The 16,788-nt window shown below is 46.0% G+C and carries 15 protein-coding genes and 2 other annotated features; of the genes, 8 read left to right on the forward strand and 7 right to left on the reverse strand.

Going from position 1 to position 16,788, the window contains the following annotated elements; genetic code table 11:
* Positions 1 to 430: 430 nt before the first annotated feature.
* The 8 genes from ACXAFV_RS10700 to ACXAFV_RS10735 all read left to right on the forward strand — a co-directional run bounded on the left by ACXAFV_RS10700 (position 431) and on the right by ACXAFV_RS10735 (position 7,483).
* Complete coding sequence (locus tag ACXAFV_RS10700) at positions 431 to 607, forward strand: hypothetical protein (RefSeq protein WP_475126944.1); 177 nt, start codon at positions 431 to 433, stop codon at positions 605 to 607.
* Between the two features lie 467 nt (positions 608 to 1,074).
* Positions 1,075 to 1,620 (forward strand): sigma-70 family RNA polymerase sigma factor, encoded by a 546-nt coding sequence (locus tag ACXAFV_RS10705; RefSeq protein WP_475126394.1) that lies wholly within the window; start codon positions 1,075 to 1,077, stop codon positions 1,618 to 1,620.
* Complete coding sequence (locus ACXAFV_RS10710) at positions 1,613 to 2,239, forward strand: hypothetical protein (protein ID WP_475126396.1); 627 nt, start codon at positions 1,613 to 1,615, stop codon at positions 2,237 to 2,239. The genes ACXAFV_RS10705 and ACXAFV_RS10710 overlap by 8 nt, the downstream gene beginning before the upstream one ends.
* Positions 2,240 to 2,287: 48 nt before the next feature.
* Positions 2,288 to 2,533, forward strand: a binding site (T-box leader).
* A gap of 115 nt (positions 2,534 to 2,648) precedes the next feature.
* Positions 2,649 to 3,866 carry an MFS transporter gene (locus ACXAFV_RS10715; protein WP_475126398.1) on the forward strand — a complete coding sequence of 406 codons (1,218 nt, stop codon included), beginning with the start codon at positions 2,649 to 2,651 and terminating at the stop codon, positions 3,864 to 3,866.
* Positions 3,867 to 3,915: 49 nt separating this feature from the next.
* Positions 3,916 to 4,109, forward strand: a binding site (T-box leader).
* Positions 4,110 to 4,183: 74 nt separating this feature from the next.
* A complete protein-coding gene (gene proS / locus ACXAFV_RS10720) occupies positions 4,184 to 5,614 on the forward strand; it encodes a proline--tRNA ligase (protein WP_475126400.1) in 1,431 nt (476 codons plus the stop codon).
* A gap of 407 nt (positions 5,615 to 6,021) precedes the next feature.
* Complete coding sequence (locus ACXAFV_RS10725; RefSeq protein ID WP_446245325.1) at positions 6,022 to 6,204, forward strand: hypothetical protein; 183 nt, start codon at positions 6,022 to 6,024, stop codon at positions 6,202 to 6,204.
* A gap of 134 nt (positions 6,205 to 6,338) precedes the next feature.
* The gene (locus ACXAFV_RS10730) at positions 6,339 to 6,830 is read left to right on the forward strand and encodes a hypothetical protein (RefSeq protein WP_475126401.1); all 492 of its coding nucleotides are present in this window, start codon (positions 6,339 to 6,341) and stop codon (positions 6,828 to 6,830) included.
* Positions 6,831 to 6,919: 89 nt separating this feature from the next.
* Entirely contained in the window at positions 6,920 to 7,483 is a 564-nt protein-coding gene (locus ACXAFV_RS10735) for a GNAT family N-acetyltransferase (protein WP_475126403.1), read from the forward strand.
* 8 nt (positions 7,484 to 7,491) lie between these two features.
* On the opposite strand, the gene ACXAFV_RS10740 is transcribed toward ACXAFV_RS10735, so the two are convergent.
* The 7 genes from ACXAFV_RS10740 to ACXAFV_RS10770 all read right to left on the reverse strand — a co-directional run bounded on the left by ACXAFV_RS10740 (position 7,492) and on the right by ACXAFV_RS10770 (position 16,787).
* On the reverse strand, positions 7,492 to 7,971 hold the full coding sequence (locus tag ACXAFV_RS10740; RefSeq protein ID WP_475126404.1) for a DinB family protein: 480 nt from the start codon (positions 7,969 to 7,971) through the stop codon (positions 7,492 to 7,494).
* Positions 7,972 to 8,145: 174 nt separating this feature from the next.
* Positions 8,146 to 9,825, reverse strand: a complete 1,680-nt coding sequence (locus tag ACXAFV_RS10745; protein WP_475126405.1) for a hypothetical protein — start codon at positions 9,823 to 9,825, stop codon at positions 8,146 to 8,148.
* Positions 9,826 to 10,344: 519 nt separating this feature from the next.
* Positions 10,345 to 11,145 carry an endonuclease/exonuclease/phosphatase family protein gene (locus ACXAFV_RS10750; RefSeq protein WP_475126407.1) on the reverse strand — a complete coding sequence of 267 codons (801 nt, stop codon included), beginning with the start codon at positions 11,143 to 11,145 and terminating at the stop codon, positions 10,345 to 10,347.
* A gap of 3 nt (positions 11,146 to 11,148) precedes the next feature.
* Positions 11,149 to 12,786 carry a PTS transporter subunit IIBC gene (locus tag ACXAFV_RS10755; protein WP_475126408.1) on the reverse strand — a complete coding sequence of 546 codons (1,638 nt, stop codon included), beginning with the start codon at positions 12,784 to 12,786 and terminating at the stop codon, positions 11,149 to 11,151.
* A 670-nt stretch (positions 12,787 to 13,456) separates the two neighbouring features.
* Positions 13,457 to 14,377, reverse strand: coding sequence for an NAD-dependent epimerase/dehydratase family protein (locus tag ACXAFV_RS10760; protein WP_475126410.1), 921 nt, complete (start codon positions 14,375 to 14,377; stop codon positions 13,457 to 13,459).
* 45 nt (positions 14,378 to 14,422) lie between these two features.
* On the reverse strand, positions 14,423 to 15,694 hold the full coding sequence (locus ACXAFV_RS10765) for a glycosyltransferase family 4 protein (RefSeq protein WP_475126920.1): 1,272 nt from the start codon (positions 15,692 to 15,694) through the stop codon (positions 14,423 to 14,425).
* A gap of 31 nt (positions 15,695 to 15,725) precedes the next feature.
* On the reverse strand, positions 15,726 to 16,787 hold the full coding sequence (locus ACXAFV_RS10770) for a phosphotransferase (protein WP_475126412.1): 1,062 nt from the start codon (positions 16,785 to 16,787) through the stop codon (positions 15,726 to 15,728).
* Between the last annotated feature and the right edge of the window lies 1 nt (position 16,788).

Below are 16,788 nucleotides of genomic sequence, written 5' to 3' on the forward strand. Positions count from 1 at the left end.
GGACCAATCTCCTTTGGAGGTTGGTCTTTTTTGGTTGTCGGCGGGGCGGTAGAAGTGAAGTGTTGAGTTGAGATTGCTGAGAAATTGACGTTTACGTTAAGTGCCGGGAAGTGGATAAAGATCATTCGACAAGTTGCTTAAAAATGGGGAAAAGTGGCTTGTAAAATTGAAATGTGGAACGTAAATTTTGAAGGTGGCTTGTATTTTTTTAAAGTGGCTTGTATTTTTTAAAAGTGGTTTGTATTTTCTAAAAGTGGCATGAAAAGGGTGCAAAGTGGATTGAATGAATGGTCGAAACTGGATTTAACGCCGCGAATGGCATGGGGTATTGCAAGATGAGCTGGTTTTTTCTAATAAAAACAAGCTGTTTTCTCTTAAATGATGTATTATAATGAATAAATAACAAAGTTTTGCCTCAAAAGGAGGTCCCGTGATGACTGAAAAGAAGAAAATCAGCCTGCAGGAAGCGATGAAGCAGCAGCTGGCAAAGAAGAAAGAAGCACAGGCAAGTGGCAAGCAATCAACTAACGGCTTGGCGGCGAATCAGCGCATGCAGAGCCAGCAAACCAAGAAACCGAGTAATACTCGCCGTAAAATGGGAAGCTAATAAGTAGGAGAAGAGCGCTTAGATTTTGTAGGAGCTCTTTTTTTTATTGTTTTTTTTAGTTTCATGGCCACACAGGGTAGAAACGTGGAAAAAATCCCTCGGATAGCGTTCTGAATGATCTGATTTTACCGGAATTGGAACCAGTATAGGCATCGCATAGTCATCGCATCGGATTTATGCTGACTTATTCCGTTTTATGAGCAAAAATATTATTATATGTTGACAAATTTAAATATATGCTGACTTTTTTCATTTTATGCTGAAAAATTTTGATATATGCTGAATTTAACATAATGTGGAAATTACAGAGTTTTGTTGTATCTCCTTACTTCCTCAGATTATCAAACCTTTTTTTAAGAAAGCCTCATTTGAATAGTTTTCCAGTACAATGAAAATAAACATAAAATTTATCAAACCATCTTACATAGTTTGTCGTCAAAGGAGTAGAGAGCTGAGGTGGGAACGTGTTGAGTGCAGAATGGCTGCAGGATGCTGAAATAGATAAGGATGTACTGCTTGAAAGAGCCATGGATGAATATGGGCAGGCGGTTTTGTATATGGCGTATTCGTATGTAAAGGATCATGGGCTGGCAGAGGATATTGCACAGGAAGTGTTTGTGAAGTTTTATGGGAAGATGGATTCGTTCAGGGGTGAATCGAGTCTGAAGACGTGGCTGATGCGGATCACAATCAATCAGTGCAAGGACTATTTGAAGCGTTGGGATACGCGGAAGATTCTTTTTACGAATAAGGTGAGTGAAATCCTTCATGAGCGTGGAAATCCAGAATCGAAGGCAATTGATGGAGAGAAGCGCAGTGAGCTGCATTCGAAGCTGCTCAAGCTGCCGGTTAAGTATCGTGAGGTCTTATTTTTACATTATTATCAAGATTTAAAGGTGAATGAGATGGCGAAGGCTTTGGAGCTGAACACGAGTACGGTCAAGACAAGACTGAAGACAGGCAGGGAGCGGCTGTACCGGATGTATGGAGAAGGGAGGAGGCACGATGGATAGGGAGCTGGAGCGTAAGATAAAGAGGATGACCGATGAAGGGCTGAGGGATCTTGAATTCAGTGCTGAGTTGAAGGGCAGGGTAAGGGAAAAAGTGAAGCGTGAGAAGCCTTACCGGAGACGGTGGTATGCTCCGTTGATCAGTTTTCTGATTGTGCTCTTGCTTGTGTTCATTTTTGCGGTGGTGAAGGGGGAGAAGCTTGGATTCATCGGGAGTGAGTGGCTGAGCGGTTTTTTTGAAAACAGTTCAAACTTTGATATTGAAATCATTACGGATCATGGGCAGGCGGTCAGTACATTCAATGGGACGATCACCCGAGGGGATGAAGTGAAGCCGATCTCGTTTACAAAAGAGGAACGTGATGAAATTTATGCGAAGATTGTAGAGATTAATTTTAAGGAAGAGAAGAATCTTTATTCTGGAGAAGGTTGTACCGTTTCCCCAGATGGAAGGCATATGATAAAGGTCAGACTGAACAAGGAGTACTATCAGTATCAGTATTCCGATTGCCGAACGACTAAGGATGGCAGGGAGCTAGATGGGTTGAGAGAAATGATCATGAAGATGATTAAAGAAAAGCCGGGATATGAGGAAATGGTCAACCCCTATCTAATTATGTAAAAAATTGGTTTACATTCCGGTAAATAGATGATAGTATTGAAAAAATTATCTAAAGCGATGACGAGAAGAGTAGCCAGCAGAATTCTTCATCAGAGAGCCCCGGGAGCTGAAAAGGGGCAGGGAGGCTGCAGGTGAACCAAGACTCTGAGCTGCACATCGGAACTTTTAGGGGATGGTGTGACAGGAGCTCCTGTTATAGAGCTAGGGTATATGCAAAAAGCCGTACCCGAAAAGGTTGATATGGTGACATATTGACGAACTGGGGTGGCACCGCGATCGAATCTCGCCCCCAAGACTGAGACGTCTTGGGGGTGGGATTTTTTTATTGGTCAAATTGAAGGCCCGTCCCTCGCTGCTTTAAAGCGACGAGGGACGGGCGTTGTAGGAATCGCGGGGAGGAGTGTTGAAGATGAGATGGAAGGATCCGTTTTTGATGTTGATGGGTATAGGGTTGTCGAATGTCGGAGCATGGATATTCTTGATTGCACTTAATTTGATTGTGCTGGATGAGTCGGGTTCGGCGCTTGCGGTCGGGATTCTTTATGTGCTGAAGCCGCTGGCTGCGCTGGTTACGAATGCATGGGCGGGGAGTTTGATCGATCGGCTGAATAAACGGGGATTGATGGTGTTTCTGGATATACTCAGGGCGGTGCTGGTAGCAGTGCTGCCGTTCATTTCTTCAATCCCGCTGATGTATGCTGTTGTATTTGTCATCAATATGGGGAGTGCGGTTTTTTATCCGGCCTCGATGACATATATGACGAAATTGATTCCGAGGGAGAAGCGGCAGCGGTTCAATGCGCTCCGGAGCTTGATCGGATCTGGTGCTTTTATCATCGGACCAGCGATTGCAGGGGTGTTATTCATCATCGGTACACCGGAGATGGCGCTTTATTTGAACGCGGCCGCGTTGTTTCTTTCGGGATTGATTACCCTCCTGCTTCCGGATTTGGAGGGAGATTCGCTTGCCAGTTCGGAGAAATTCTCTTTTGAATTGATCAAGGCAGACTGGCGGGTGGTCAAGGATTTTAGCCGCCGCTCCATCTATGTGATGGTGGTGTACCTATTGTTCAGCTGCATGATCGTCATGACCGCTGCGGTCGATTCACTGGAGGCCGCTTTTTCAAAAGAAGTGCTGGAGCTTTCAAACAGCACGTATGGATATTTGGTAAGCATTGCGGGGGCAGGTTTTCTTGTCGGGGCTCTCGTGAATATTGCGATTGCAGACAAAGTTCGTGATCTCCACCTGATTGCTTTCGGCTCAGTGATGGTTTCAGCCGGGTATATTGTGTATTCATTTTCAGGAGGTTTCGTCGCTGCCGCAGTGGGCTTTTCACTACTGTCCTTCTCGCTGGCATTTGCAGAGACAGGGTTTGATACGTTCATTCAGGAGCGGGTACCGGTTGAGGTGATGGGTCGCGTGAGCAGTATGTACGGCTGGCTTGAAGGAGTGCTTGTCATTGCCGCAACAGTATCCATCGGTGCAGGGGCAGAGCTTTTATCCATCCGGGGAGTGGTGATCGCAGGCGCTGTCGTGATGCTGATAGTGACTGTTTTCCTCTGTATCTATTCATTAAACAGTGGGAGGGTTAAGCCGCTTGAAAAGAAGCCGCTCGTATCACAGTGAAAATAAAATTGACACTACATGGGAATCTCTATATAATCATCTAAAATAATCAAAAACATTGAAGAGGATCAGTAAAGTGAACCTGTCTTTTCAGAGAGGGGGCCAGAGTGGTGCGAGGCTCCTATTGACAATCATTTGAACCTGCCTCTGAGTCTGAATATTCAGCGGTTGAATACCGTTATCATGTGTGAGTGTAAAGCTTTGCTTTGAATCAGGGTGGTACCGCCAGAGATGGTCCCTGATGATGAGCGGGGCTTTTTTTATTTATCAAAAAGGTGTGGGGACAAGCTTATATTTTAAAAAAGAGGGTGCTATGTATGGCTAAGGAATTTGTAAAAGACGTTACCGGGATGGATGAGGATTTCGCCCAGTGGTATACGGATGTAGTGAAGAAGGCGGAGCTGGTCGATTATTCGAGTGTGCGCGGGTCGATGATCATCCGTCCTTACGGATATGCGATTTGGGAAAATATAAAGAATGCGCTTGATGCGAAGATCAAGGAAACGGGGCATGAGAATGTGTATATGCCGCTGTTCATTCCGGAAAGTCTTTTGCAGCGGGAGAAGGATCATATCGAAGGTTTCGCGCCAGAGGTGGCGTGGGTGACACACGGCGGTGAAGAGGAGCTTTCGGAGAGACTATGTGTACGTCCGACTTCCGAGGTGCTGTTCGGTGAGCATTATAAAAATATCATCCATTCCTACCGCGATTTGCCGAAGCTGTATAACCAGTGGGCCAATGTTGTGCGCTGGGAGAAAACGACGAGGCCGTTCCTGCGGACGCTGGAGTTCCTATGGCAGGAAGGTCATACGTGCCATGAGACGGATGAGGATGCACATGAAGAAACAGTGAGGATGCTCGAAGTGTACGCAGAGCTTTGTGAAGAGCTGCTGGCAATCCCTGTGGTGAAGGGGCAGAAGACAGAGAAAGAAAAGTTTGCCGGTGCGAAGTATACGTACACAATCGAGAGCTTGATGCACGACGGAAAAGCTTTGCAGTCCGGGACATCGCACCATTTGGGTGATGGATTTGCGAAAGCGTTCGGCATTCAGTTCACCGACCGTGAAGGGAAGCTTCAACATGTGCAGCAGACGTCCTGGGGACTGACGACGCGCATCATCGGGGCGATGATCATGGTGCACGGGGATGACCGGGGTCTAGTTGTGCCTCCTCGTATGGCGCCGACTCAATTGATGATTGTGCCGATTGCGCAGCATAAGGAAGGCGTGCTTGATTTTGCCTATGAATTGAAAGACAAGTTGTCGGCTGTAGCGCGTGTCGGGATCGATGCGAGCGACAAGAAGCCGGGATGGAAGTTCAATGAGTATGAAATGAAGGGGATTCCACTTCGCCTTGAAGTCGGGCCTCGTGATATCGAGAACGGCCAGGTGATTTTGGCCCGCCGTGATACAGGTGAGAAGGTGACGGTGCCTGTCGGGGAACTAGAAACGAAGGTGCCAGCACTGCTTGAAGAGATTCAGAAGAACCTTTTTGAAAAAGCGAGGGAGCATCGCGAGGAGATGACGAGTATCGCTTCAGGGTTTGCTGAGTTTAAAGAGGTGATTGCCGGGAAAGGCGGTTTCGTGAAGGCGATGTGGTGCGGCGAGCTTGCTTGTGAGGATAAGATCAAGGAAGAAACGGGTGCGACTTCGCGCTGTATGCCGTTTGAGCAGAAGAAAGTGGCGGACACTTGTGTGTGCTGCGGGAAAGATGCGGAGAAGATGGTTTATTGGGCGAAAGCTTATTAGAGCGTTGAGACAGCGTTTATTATCCTTGTGACGATGGATGATCTTATTGCAAGTGAGAGATGCACAATGTGTACCTGGTATGGGTTGGTGAATTTGTACCAGGTACATATTTGTTTGTGGTGTACCAGGTACAAGTGGCTGGAATTGTACCTGGTACATTTTTCTGTAGGAGGGCTTTCAGGCACGATTGTGGGTAGTTGAGCCAGGCACAATGTGCGAAATCGAGCCTGGCTCAATTACCCGGATCTGAGCCGGGCACCCGGTAGTTACAACGTCCCGTTCCTGGTGAAAAAACAGGACAACGGACTCTTCCCCAAGTCCCGAACTAATTCTTCCTTCCCTACTTTCCGAACCCCCGTCTATTTAGGGATCCTCCCTAATATAAATAGGTAAGGAGGGGATTCGACGTGTTTATGGACTTCATTGTTATTCTTATTATTTCGTTCGTGGTGATCAGTCTTTGGATGATCAATGTGAAACTTAACCGCCTCGCCAATCATTTTGATATTAGTGACGGCCACGCCCTTTCGGATGAGGAAATTGAGAAGGAGCTTGAGGAAGAGTGGGAAAAGTGGTCTCAACAAAAATAATGAAATCGGAGCGTTTCTCTTGAGGGGGAACGCTTCTTTTCGTTTATGGGAAAATTTAGAACATTTAAGATAGGCACGTTTGGGGAAATTTTTTCGTAGGCTGAATGGAGAGGATAGCTGTGAGGTGAAACTCAGTGAATAAGATGGTGAAATGGATCATTGGAACTGCCGCGTTTCTCCTGGCATGTCTGGTGCTCTATTTAAAGTTGAACCCGCCGCTCGCGAGTGAAGGGTATGGGTGGAGTGCGGCACAACCCGGACTCGTTACGGTGGAACTGCAAAATAAAGGATTTCATAAAGTTAAATTGACTGAGGTATTGGTCAATGGCAGCGAGAAGCCCCATGAAGTGGAATTGGGTGTGAGCCGCTCCAATGCGCTGATCGGTCTATTTGCAGTGAAGGATGAAATCGAGGGAATCAGTTTTCATCATATACATGAGTATGATATTGAGCCAAGGCTGAGTCGTGAAGAAGTCATACAGCTTGACGAACTGGATATCAGAAGTACGATCCGTCATTATGGATTGGCAGTTGAGCATTGTAAAGAGATTGACACCGTGATGGTAAAGTACACGTATTTTGGCTTTCCTTTTACAAAAGAAATCGAGATTGAAAGAACGGAGTAGATTCTTCTGATAAACTGGTATAATAAGAGGAAAATAGTTACAAGGGTACACATAACCTGTTCCGTATGCCCTGGAAGTGAGGTGCCTCCGTGGATAAAAGGAGTTTAAGTATAGAAACAGCGCGGTTGATTGTCCGGCCGTTCATGAAGGGTGATTATCATAACTGGCTCAGTGAAAATATGAAGAAGCTGCCTTCACAGCACAAGTATGATCTGGGTCTGCAGGATATGAGTGAATGCACGGAATTCTGGTTCCATGACATGATCGAAAAACAGAATGAGATGATGGAAAACGACGAGGTTTATATTTTCGGTGTCTTCCTGAAGCAGACAGGCGCATACATCGGCAACATCGATTTCTCTACCCTGATGAGGCTGAGCTTTCATTGGGGCCGGGTAGGCTATACGCTGAATAATACTCATTGGGGAAAGGGCTACGGGAAAGAAGCAGTGCGGGGTGCGCTGAAGATCGCCTTTGAAAAAATCAATTATCACCGGGTGGAGGCTCATATCAATCTGGATAATGTCCCTTCGATCAAGCTTGCCGAAGGGGTCGGGATGAAGTATGAGTGCACAAGGAAAGGCTTTATCCACGAAAATGGGAAGTGGACGGATAATCACGTGTTTTATATGAATGCGGAGGATTATTATTAACGCTCAGATCAAATCTGAGCGTTTTGTTTTGCAAGGGCCTGTTCAATCTGCTGTTTATGGTGAAGGTCGTGTTCGGCCAAACCTTCTGCATAATCGGACAGGCTCATTTCTTTTTTCCCAAGCTTGAACGTTTGCCTCCATCCTTCATCAGGTATTTCTTGCAGGCTGGCGATCAACTGATTTCTTGAATCGATGAATGATTGGATGACGGCCGATTGTCCGCTGGAGCGGGCTAGGGAGGCAGACTGATCGTTTAAAATCTGTGGATCAGGCGCTGATGGAAGGGGCTTGCTGCTTCCAAGATAGGGGAGGCGGCTGCTGACGACAAAATCATCCCAAGGCGCAAAATGACTGATGATCTCAGCGATACTCCACTTGTTTTCTTCAATCGGAAGGAGCCATTCTTTCTTGGAAATCGAGTGCAGCGACTCGACCCACCTGAGCATTTCTTGATGGTGAAGGATAATTTTTTCTCTTTTTTCATTCACAACAATCACTTCTTTCGTTATTGGATGTTCAATATTTTACCATATTGATAGTGGAATCGTTTACTTAAATGGCCCGTCCATCGATGCTGAAACGCGTTGAAGCATCGATGGACGGGCGTTAAAAATCTACGCAGAAAAAAGGACGAAACCCACATCAGGTTTCGTCCTCTCTTTTTACTCTAATCCTTGAATCTTCAATCCCTTAACCGGCAGGAAGCTCTCACCGGTATCCATGTATGTGACGCTGACTTTATCATTTTCTTTCAAGTAAATCGCCAGCGGACTGATTTCGGAAGATACGAGATAGTTGTTTCCGTTGTCCAGCAGGAATGAAACGGCTGTGTAATCGCCGATTTTTTCTTTGTATACCCGGACGACTGTGCCGGCTGTTTGTTTTTCTTCAGCTTTCGAGCTGCCGTCCACTGTGCCGCCGCCTTTTTGGAGGGCGGTTTTGTATTTTTTGAGTGCCTGGTTCGGCGTGTCGGCATAGGCCGAGATTTCAGGATTCGCTGCTGATACGATAAAGTAATTTTGCAGGAAGCCGTTGGCATCCAGTACCGGTGTCAGCCAGCTTGCTTCACCGAAGAAATTGTAGAGAACCGGCATTTCACCGTCCCATTTTTTCTCGATGAATTTCTTCTGGATGATTTGCAGGGCCCCTTGTGAATCCATGTAGGATTCCTCGAGGTTTCCTGTGTAGAATGTTGCTTCACCCGTACGTGAGTTGGTCAGGGAGTACCCGAGCATCGAATCGACACCTTCTTTAGGAGATGTGAAATCCGTGAAGTAGTACATCTCACCATTTTCGTTGAAAATAGGGCTTACATTCGCTTCGGTTCCTTCGTCGGAAGGCAGTTTCACGTCCGATTTACCGAAAACGCTGTTCCAGAAGCCCTGCACATAGTTTCCGAAGTAACTGTTCTGCAGGCTCACCGTTTCTGGCGATACTGCCCCGTCGATGAAAGCAGGCACTTCACTCAGCTTATAGGATTTGGTCTCACCGTTCTGCGGATCAACAACGACAATTCCTTCCACTTCAAATCCGTTACGGGCCGAGATGAAGTCACCGTACGTGCGGATATAGAACGGTTTGCCTTCGTCATCGACTTCGAGTTGAACGTCCCCGTTAAAGATATGCTTCGGATAGTTCATCCGGATATGGCGTTCGATGTTTTTATTGAAGAAAGAGGATGGGGTGTAGACCATTTCTTCCTTCATGAATTTCGGATTTGCTGTTGAATCAGTTGCGCTCAACGTGAAGTAACCAGGCGTTTGATCCCCTTTGATCCATTTGAAGAATCCGGAAAATTCAACTGGAGCGATATACACATACTTCCCGTTCACCTTTTGGATCTGTAATTCACCAAGCTCATAATAACTGGTGTTCGGCACCTGGCCGAATGCTTTTTTCATTTTGTTGCGTGCAAACTGCGGAGGCACGCTCGCAGGTGTTTTCTCCTCGTCAAATGCTTCGATCTCCGTTTTGACGTCCATTTTGGCAGATTCATATTTTTCATCTGCGTTGAAGACGAATGCTGTCAGGAAGTAAGCTCCGACTCCAAGGGCGAACAGGAAAATCCCGCTTTTGACCACTCGTTCCTTGCCCGTGGCGAATGCAGCACCGGCGCCGGCCGCGACGATGAAGAGAATCCACATGGAAGTGAAGTTGCGGTCAAGATTCGTCATGTAATAGAAGGCAAACGCACCGATGACAGCAATGATCATCGTCGCTGCGATCATGCCGATAACGGATGGGCTCGCATTACCCTCTTTCTTTTTTGTAAAAGTGACCGGGACCAGGAGCAGTGCCATGATCAAACCGACAATCACTGAAAATAATAATATGTTACCCAATTTTGTGTTCCCCTTTCAAAGGTCTAGTTCTGTGTATGATTTATATACGGATGAGGAGTGGGGGAGGTTTCAAAATGTTTGTGGGGAAGGGAATGGGGCTATTTTGGGGAACAGGCTGAGGTTGAGGTATGAATCTGCTCCTGTGTGTGTTCTGCTCAAGAAATTTCGACAAAAGGCTCAATTATTGGAAATGTTGCGCAATTATTTAGAAAGTGGCTCAAATATTGATAAAGTAGCGCAATAACTAAAAAAGTAGCTCAATAACTAAAAAAGAGGCGCAATAATCCTGAAACTGGCGCAATTATTAAATCTAGCTCGGAATTTTTCTTTAAACAGAGTCAAGTCCTCAATACTGTGTAAAATTCCTTAATGCTGTTTACAACTCTCCATTCCATTTCATACTAATAAACACCCAAACTCATAAAATTTAGAAAAAAGGGTTTATCAAATCAGGTACTTAACTCAAAAAAAGTCCCGCCTACTAAATAGACGGGACTAGCAAAAGAACTTTCCTGCAAACTAAATCGACAAATCCTCAATGACCACTTCAACCCCATAATGATCCGAAACCACAGGTTTATTTTCACCATTAAATATCACCTGCGAAGAAGCAACCTCAAATTTCTCACTGGCCAAAACCAAATCAATCCGCAGATCGACTTTGTTCTCATCCCAGCCGGCAATCTTGCCTTCGACGGTCACGCCGTCATCCTTCTGAACAGCCAGATCATACGTATCGATAAGTCCCTTGGATAAGAGATAATCATAGCCTTCATCGCGGACATACGCGTTGTTGTTGAAGTCACCCATCAAAAATGACGGCGACTCGGCCGTGATCTGCTCCATCAGGGAATCGACCTGGTACTTGAACGGTTCTTCTTCGTCCTGCCACCAGCCGAGGTGACAGGAGTAGAAGGTGAGGGGACGACCTTTAAAAGAGATCGTGGCCCCGACGATTTTACGGGTTTTCCAGTAGGACTGGTCATGGCTTTTCGAAATGAAGAAGCGGTGTTCTTCCACGATGTCATGCTTGGTCAGCAGCGCGATGCCTTCTTCGTATACATCATAGCCGATATGGGCGAAATCCCACACGAGCTTATATTCGGTGATACCCAGCCGCTCTAGCTCCTCAAGCAAAACCAGGGCGAAATTGTCTTTTTTAACAAGACCGGTGACGGTTTCGCTCTCGATGAGCTGGCTGACTTCCTGGAGCGCGATGACGTCATAGGATTTCTCCACGATGTCGCGCGCCAGGATCGAGATTTTCTCTAGCTGGTTCTCTTCTTGCCACGAGTGGCAATTCAGTGTCAGCAGTTTCATGGATTATGCTCCAAGCAAGTCTTGGATATCAGATTTGATGACGTCTGCTTTCGGACCGTAGATGGCTTGGACGCCTTTATCTTTCAGGATCAGGCCAAGTGCGCCGTTCTTTTTCCATTCGGCTTCCGTGCCGACAAGGCTGGTGTCTTTAACTGTAACACGAAGGCGTGTCATACAGGCGTCCACGTCCACGATGTTTTCTTTTCCTCCAAGAAGGGCAACCACTTTTGGTGCAAGTGAATCTTTTTTAACAGAAGCATTTCCGGCTGCAGCTGCATCGTCTTCGATGTAGTTACCGTTGCGCCCCGGTGTCGGGAAGTTGAACTTCTTGATCAGGAAGTTGGCAACCGCGAAGTTCAGGAAGAAGAATACGAGACATGCAATCACAAAGTTTACAAGGTCCATCCAAAGTCCGGCTTTGACGATCATAGGGACACGCGTCAACAACTCGATGGAACCGAATGAGTGAACACGGATGTTGATGATATCAACGATCGCGAACGCCATACCCGTCATGATTGCGTACACGACATATAGAAGTGGTGCAGCGAACATGAACATGAATTCGATCGGCTCGGTCACTCCTGTCAAGAAGACAGCAAGACCAGCTGAGAAGAACATGGATTTATACTTTTTCTTCTTGTCTTTATCAACGTTTCTGTACATCGCGAATGCGATACCGATAAGGGCCGCTGAAGATAGAATCATCTGACCCACTTTGAATCGTGCAGGTGTTACGTCGTTCAATAATTGTTTGTAGCTTTCAGTGTCCCCTGCCTTCAGGAAGTTGTTCAAGTCGGCAATCCATGCCAGCCAAAGCGGATCTTGTCCGGCAACCGTTGAACCGGCGCCTGATCCAGTCAGGATCTTGTACGTTCCGCCAAGCTCCGTGTAGTTGATCGGAACCGTCAGCATATGGTGCAGTCCAAAAGGAAGTAATAGACGTTCCATGGCACCGAAAATGAATGGCGCGATGATTGGTGCGGTGTTGCGGGATGTTGCGATCCATTGACCGAAATCGTTCAGTGCTCCCTGGATGAATGGCCACACGATTGACAACGCGATAGCGGATACAATCGAGCCGACGATCACGACGAATGGTACGAAACGCTTACCGTTAAAGAACGAAAGAGCGTCTGGTAATTTATCATAGTTGTAATATTTGTTGAAAAGATTAGCTCCAAGGAAACCGGAGATGATACCGACGAATACTCCCATGTTCAAAGCAGGTGCACCTAGAACGGATGTGAAGTAATCAGATACAATCAGCGTTTGTCCAAAAAGGGAAGAGACGGTTGCTTCCGGGTCGGCAAGCATATCTCCGTTCACTCCGAAAATGGCGCCTGTGATACGGTTGATCAGGATGAATGCGATAAGTGCTGCAAATGCACCGCCTGCACGTTCCTTGGCCCATGATCCCCCGATGGCGACGGCGAAGAGAATATGTAAATTCGTGATGATTCCCCAACCGATATCTTCCATTACTCTTGCAATCGTTTGCACTAAGACGATGTCTCCGCCTGTCATTCCGATCAATTTACCGATTGAAATCATGATCCCTGCAGCTGGCATAACAGCGACAACGACCAATAATGCCTTACCGAATTTCTGCCAGAAATCAAATGACAATAAATTCTTCATAATCCTGTTTCCTCCTTTAATACCAATATCTATTGTGTATTCGTTTTCAAAAATGATTGTGTGCGTTTTCATTTTAAGTTTTAAAAAATGAGAAATCGACCAGCATCTCATTTTGTAATGAGTAATGAATGAAATGAGATGCAACCGTTTGCACTGTAAAATCATTTTAAAGCAACCCAACCTATAAATCAACACAAATATATTATGTTAGGAAAATATTATTATATGACTTTAACGCGGTGAGGGACGGGCATTAAAAAGCGGCGGTGTATGGGGAAGGTATGTGAGTAAATAGAACTAAGTGAGAGGGAATGGGGGAGTACTTCCCGCATGTGCTTATAAATTTGCGAGGATCTTAATTAAGCAAGTGATTTGAAAGGGAAACGCAGCGTGATTTTTCAAAAACAGAAATAATTTTTCAAAACCGGGTCGCTTTTTTTCAAAACACAAATAATTTTTCAAAACAGGTATTCTTTTTTTCAAAATCGATGTTATTTTTTCAAAATCAAAAATTTCTACCCCCTCGCAAGTGAAAATCCACAAACAAACAAAAAACACCCGCTTATATAAGTCGGGTGCTCCAACTGCTAAACGGCCATCAATAAGAAACGTACCAGTGTGACAGCCCCTCGCGTACCGCTATCTAGCCGTCACTTGGACCGGCCTCCACTCAACCTTTTGGGCCATCCTTAAAATATTCCACTGTCTTCTCCAACCCTGCAATCAAATCATACTTCGGTTCCCATTTCAAAATGTCAAGCGCTTTCATGTTCGGCAGATGGCTGTGCTTGATGTCCCCTTCACGGGCACCCTGGTAGACAGGTGTGCCGGTTTTATCAAGCTGGCTGGACAGCAGTGTATAAAGCAGATTGATGGATGTTTGGGTGTTTGTGCCGATATTGATGATTTCATTTTCTGCGTTGTCGATGGCAAGAAGATTGGCACGGGCGACGTCTTCAACATAGACAAAGTCGCGGGTCTGGGTGCCGTCTCCGTATATGACGGGTGTTTCGTCGTTTAAGAGCTGTTCGATAAAGATGCTGATGACGCCGCCTTCACCGTCGGATCTCTGTCTCGGTCCATACACATTGGCGTAGCGCAGGATGGTGTAAGGGAGGCCGTAGCTTGTTCCGAACAGTTTGATGTAGGATTCGGATACTAATTTGGACGTGCCGTAAAAGGATATCGGACTTGTAGCCGCTTCTTCGGTCAGGACTTCATCTGTCGTTCCGTAGACCGCACTGGAAGAAGAGAAGATGAATTTCTTGACCCCGTATTTAACAGAGTATCCCAACAGTTTGACGGTGCCGAGCACATTGACCGCAGCATCTTCTGCAGGGTTTTCCAGGGATTTCGCGACACTGACCTGTGCGGCAAGATGCATGACGATATCAGGCTTTTCTTTTTTGAAAATCTTTTCGACTTTGTCGGATAATAGATTTCGGCGGTAGCATGTAACGCCGTCAGGCAGGTTTTCTTCACGCCCATTCGAGAAGTTATCGAGAATGATCGGCGTGTGCCCTGCGGCGAGAAGGGTTTCAACAAGCTGGGAGCCGATGAAACCACCGCCGCCCGTGACTAGAATTTTCATAATCGATCATGAATCTGATTGTTCTCCCTCATGATGAGTCTCCTTTCAATCTGCGTACGTTTGATAAATCTTTTCGATTTTGCTCGTCATTACCTTGCTTGTTAAGTGCTGCCGGGCAAATGTTTCTGCCGCTCTTCCAAAAGCATCCCGTTCTTCTTTATTGATGATGAATCGTTTAATCGCTTGTGCGAGCTCTTTTACATTCCCGGGTTCACAAAGGATGCCGGTTTCCCCGTGCCGGACCATTTCAGGTAAGCCGCCGCATGTGGTCGAGATGACCGCCTGCCGTGAAAACATTGCCTCCATGACGGAAAGGGGAAAGTTGTCATTGACGGTCGCGAGCACATAGATGTCGGACATCGACAGGATCTCAGGTATGTCATGCCGCTTTCCGAAGAAGATCACATTGTACAGATTCAATTCTTCAGCTTGCTTCATGAGTGTTTCCTTCATGACCCCATCACCGACAATCCACACTTCTACATTGGTAAGATGTTCACGGATCATGGCCAATGCCTCTAACAGAATCCCGTGTCCTTTCCTAGGGGAAAGCCGGGAGACGCTGGTGAGGATGATATTTTCATGGGTTCTCGGAGGAATCGGTGTAAAGTCGATTCCCGTATGAACGGTGGTCATTTGTTCATCCTTTGCGCCAAAATCCTTCAAATTCGGCCGGAAAGAATCGGCGATCATTACGATTTCGGTACTTGCCCGTATGCCGTCTTTTTCAAGTTGAGTAAAATAAGCCTCTTCTATAGACCCTTTTTGCATCTTATTGAATTTAAGCCTGCTTTTTGTAAAGAAGCCGTGCGGTGTAAAGAGCAGCGGTTTTTGGAGTGTTTGGTTGAGGTGTCCTAGTATGAAGATGGCAAACAGGTCTTGGGCATGGATGATATCGTACGTGTCGAGATCTTTTTCTTTTAAGAACAGTTCGAATACATGAAGGAAGCTAAGGTTTTTGACGATTTTCTCATTCACGATGCCGTAGCGGCTGCGCATAAAGCTTCTCGCTTCATAGGCTGCCTGCGGAACCCATTTTTCAAGTTGAAGGGAAGACATCTGGTTTGGTGCGAAGACATCGACTTCATGTCCGAGCTGTTCAAATCCTTTTTGGATGGAGGTGATGTAATGAGACAAACCGCCTGTGTGAGGGTATTGAAAGAAAGTGACAAATAAGATCTTCATTTTTTTCTTTCCACCAACTTTTGATTTCTGACCGAATGCCTGAAGTGGGACCGGGTCCTCCATTACCCGGTCGACTCCATAAAAATCATCCATGGCGGCCAGAAGAGACGGATGTATGTTGAGAGGGGGCATTCTGCTCAAATCGTTTCATCCTTTCAGGCGGCTACTTGTAAATTCCGAGTTCGGTTCCCCAAGTGGCTATTTTTTCTAAATGATACGGAAGAAGTTCACCGCCGCGGTTTTCAAAGTATCGTCTGAACTGAGTGTGCAGGCCTTTTTCCAATGTGCGTTGAAGATAGGCCATTTTGTACAGGTCCATCGGATTCGTTTTGAATGTAATTCCATGTTTCTTCATTTCATTTGTATACACTTCGACGGCATGTGTGCGGATTTCTTCGGCATTACCCTGCCAATCCTTGCGAAAGGCCAGCAGGATTTCCACCAGGACTATCATGTCAAACCAGACCGGGGAGTATTTGGCGGACTCCCAATCGATGAATTGGATTTCCCACGCCTCATTTCTGCTCACGTCTTTTGAGCAGATGTTCTGCATATGAAGGTCTCCATGGGTGATGGAAGAGCCGCTTTGCATCAATTCAGGGAAAAAGTCGGGACCTTTGCTGTAAATGGTCTTCAATGCTTTGTAATGCGGCTTGATGAGGTCTTTCAATTGTTTATCCTTCTTGGCCTGATCCAGAAAGCTCATGGTGTTAGTGGTGAATTTTTCCCTGTCCTCTTTCATTTTGACCGAGCTGTATAGCGGGAACCAGGATTTGAAGGTGTCCTTTTCGTTCCTGAACCGGTCTTCAAAGGTGTGGGCATGGAGTTTTGCAAGGGTGGGGATGATGTAATCAAAGTGCTTTGGTGTAAAGGTCAGCTGCCCCCGGATTTGACGGACGAACTCCATGAATACCCATGTATCACTTCCGTGTTTCGCCATCAGATAGATTTCTGGAAGGAATTCCTTCAAAAAAGGGTAGGCTTTGCCGTATACATTGATTTCGACTTCGTTTTTATATTTGGTTGAATGGTAGATTTTAAAGATGATGGGGAAGGAGGTTGATAGGTTTTCAAGCTGCATCTGATAGATGCTGCTCCGTTTCGTTGATTTCAGGTTTTGAATGGATGCTTCATCGATCGTTACCTTTTTTCCGAGAGAAGCAGAGAGCTTCCCTTCGATATCAGTTTTTTGAAAAAGGGAATATAGTTCCTTTGGTGTGTGCAAA

It is taken from the genome of Rossellomorea sp. ABR4_012 (genome assembly GCF_056159545.1).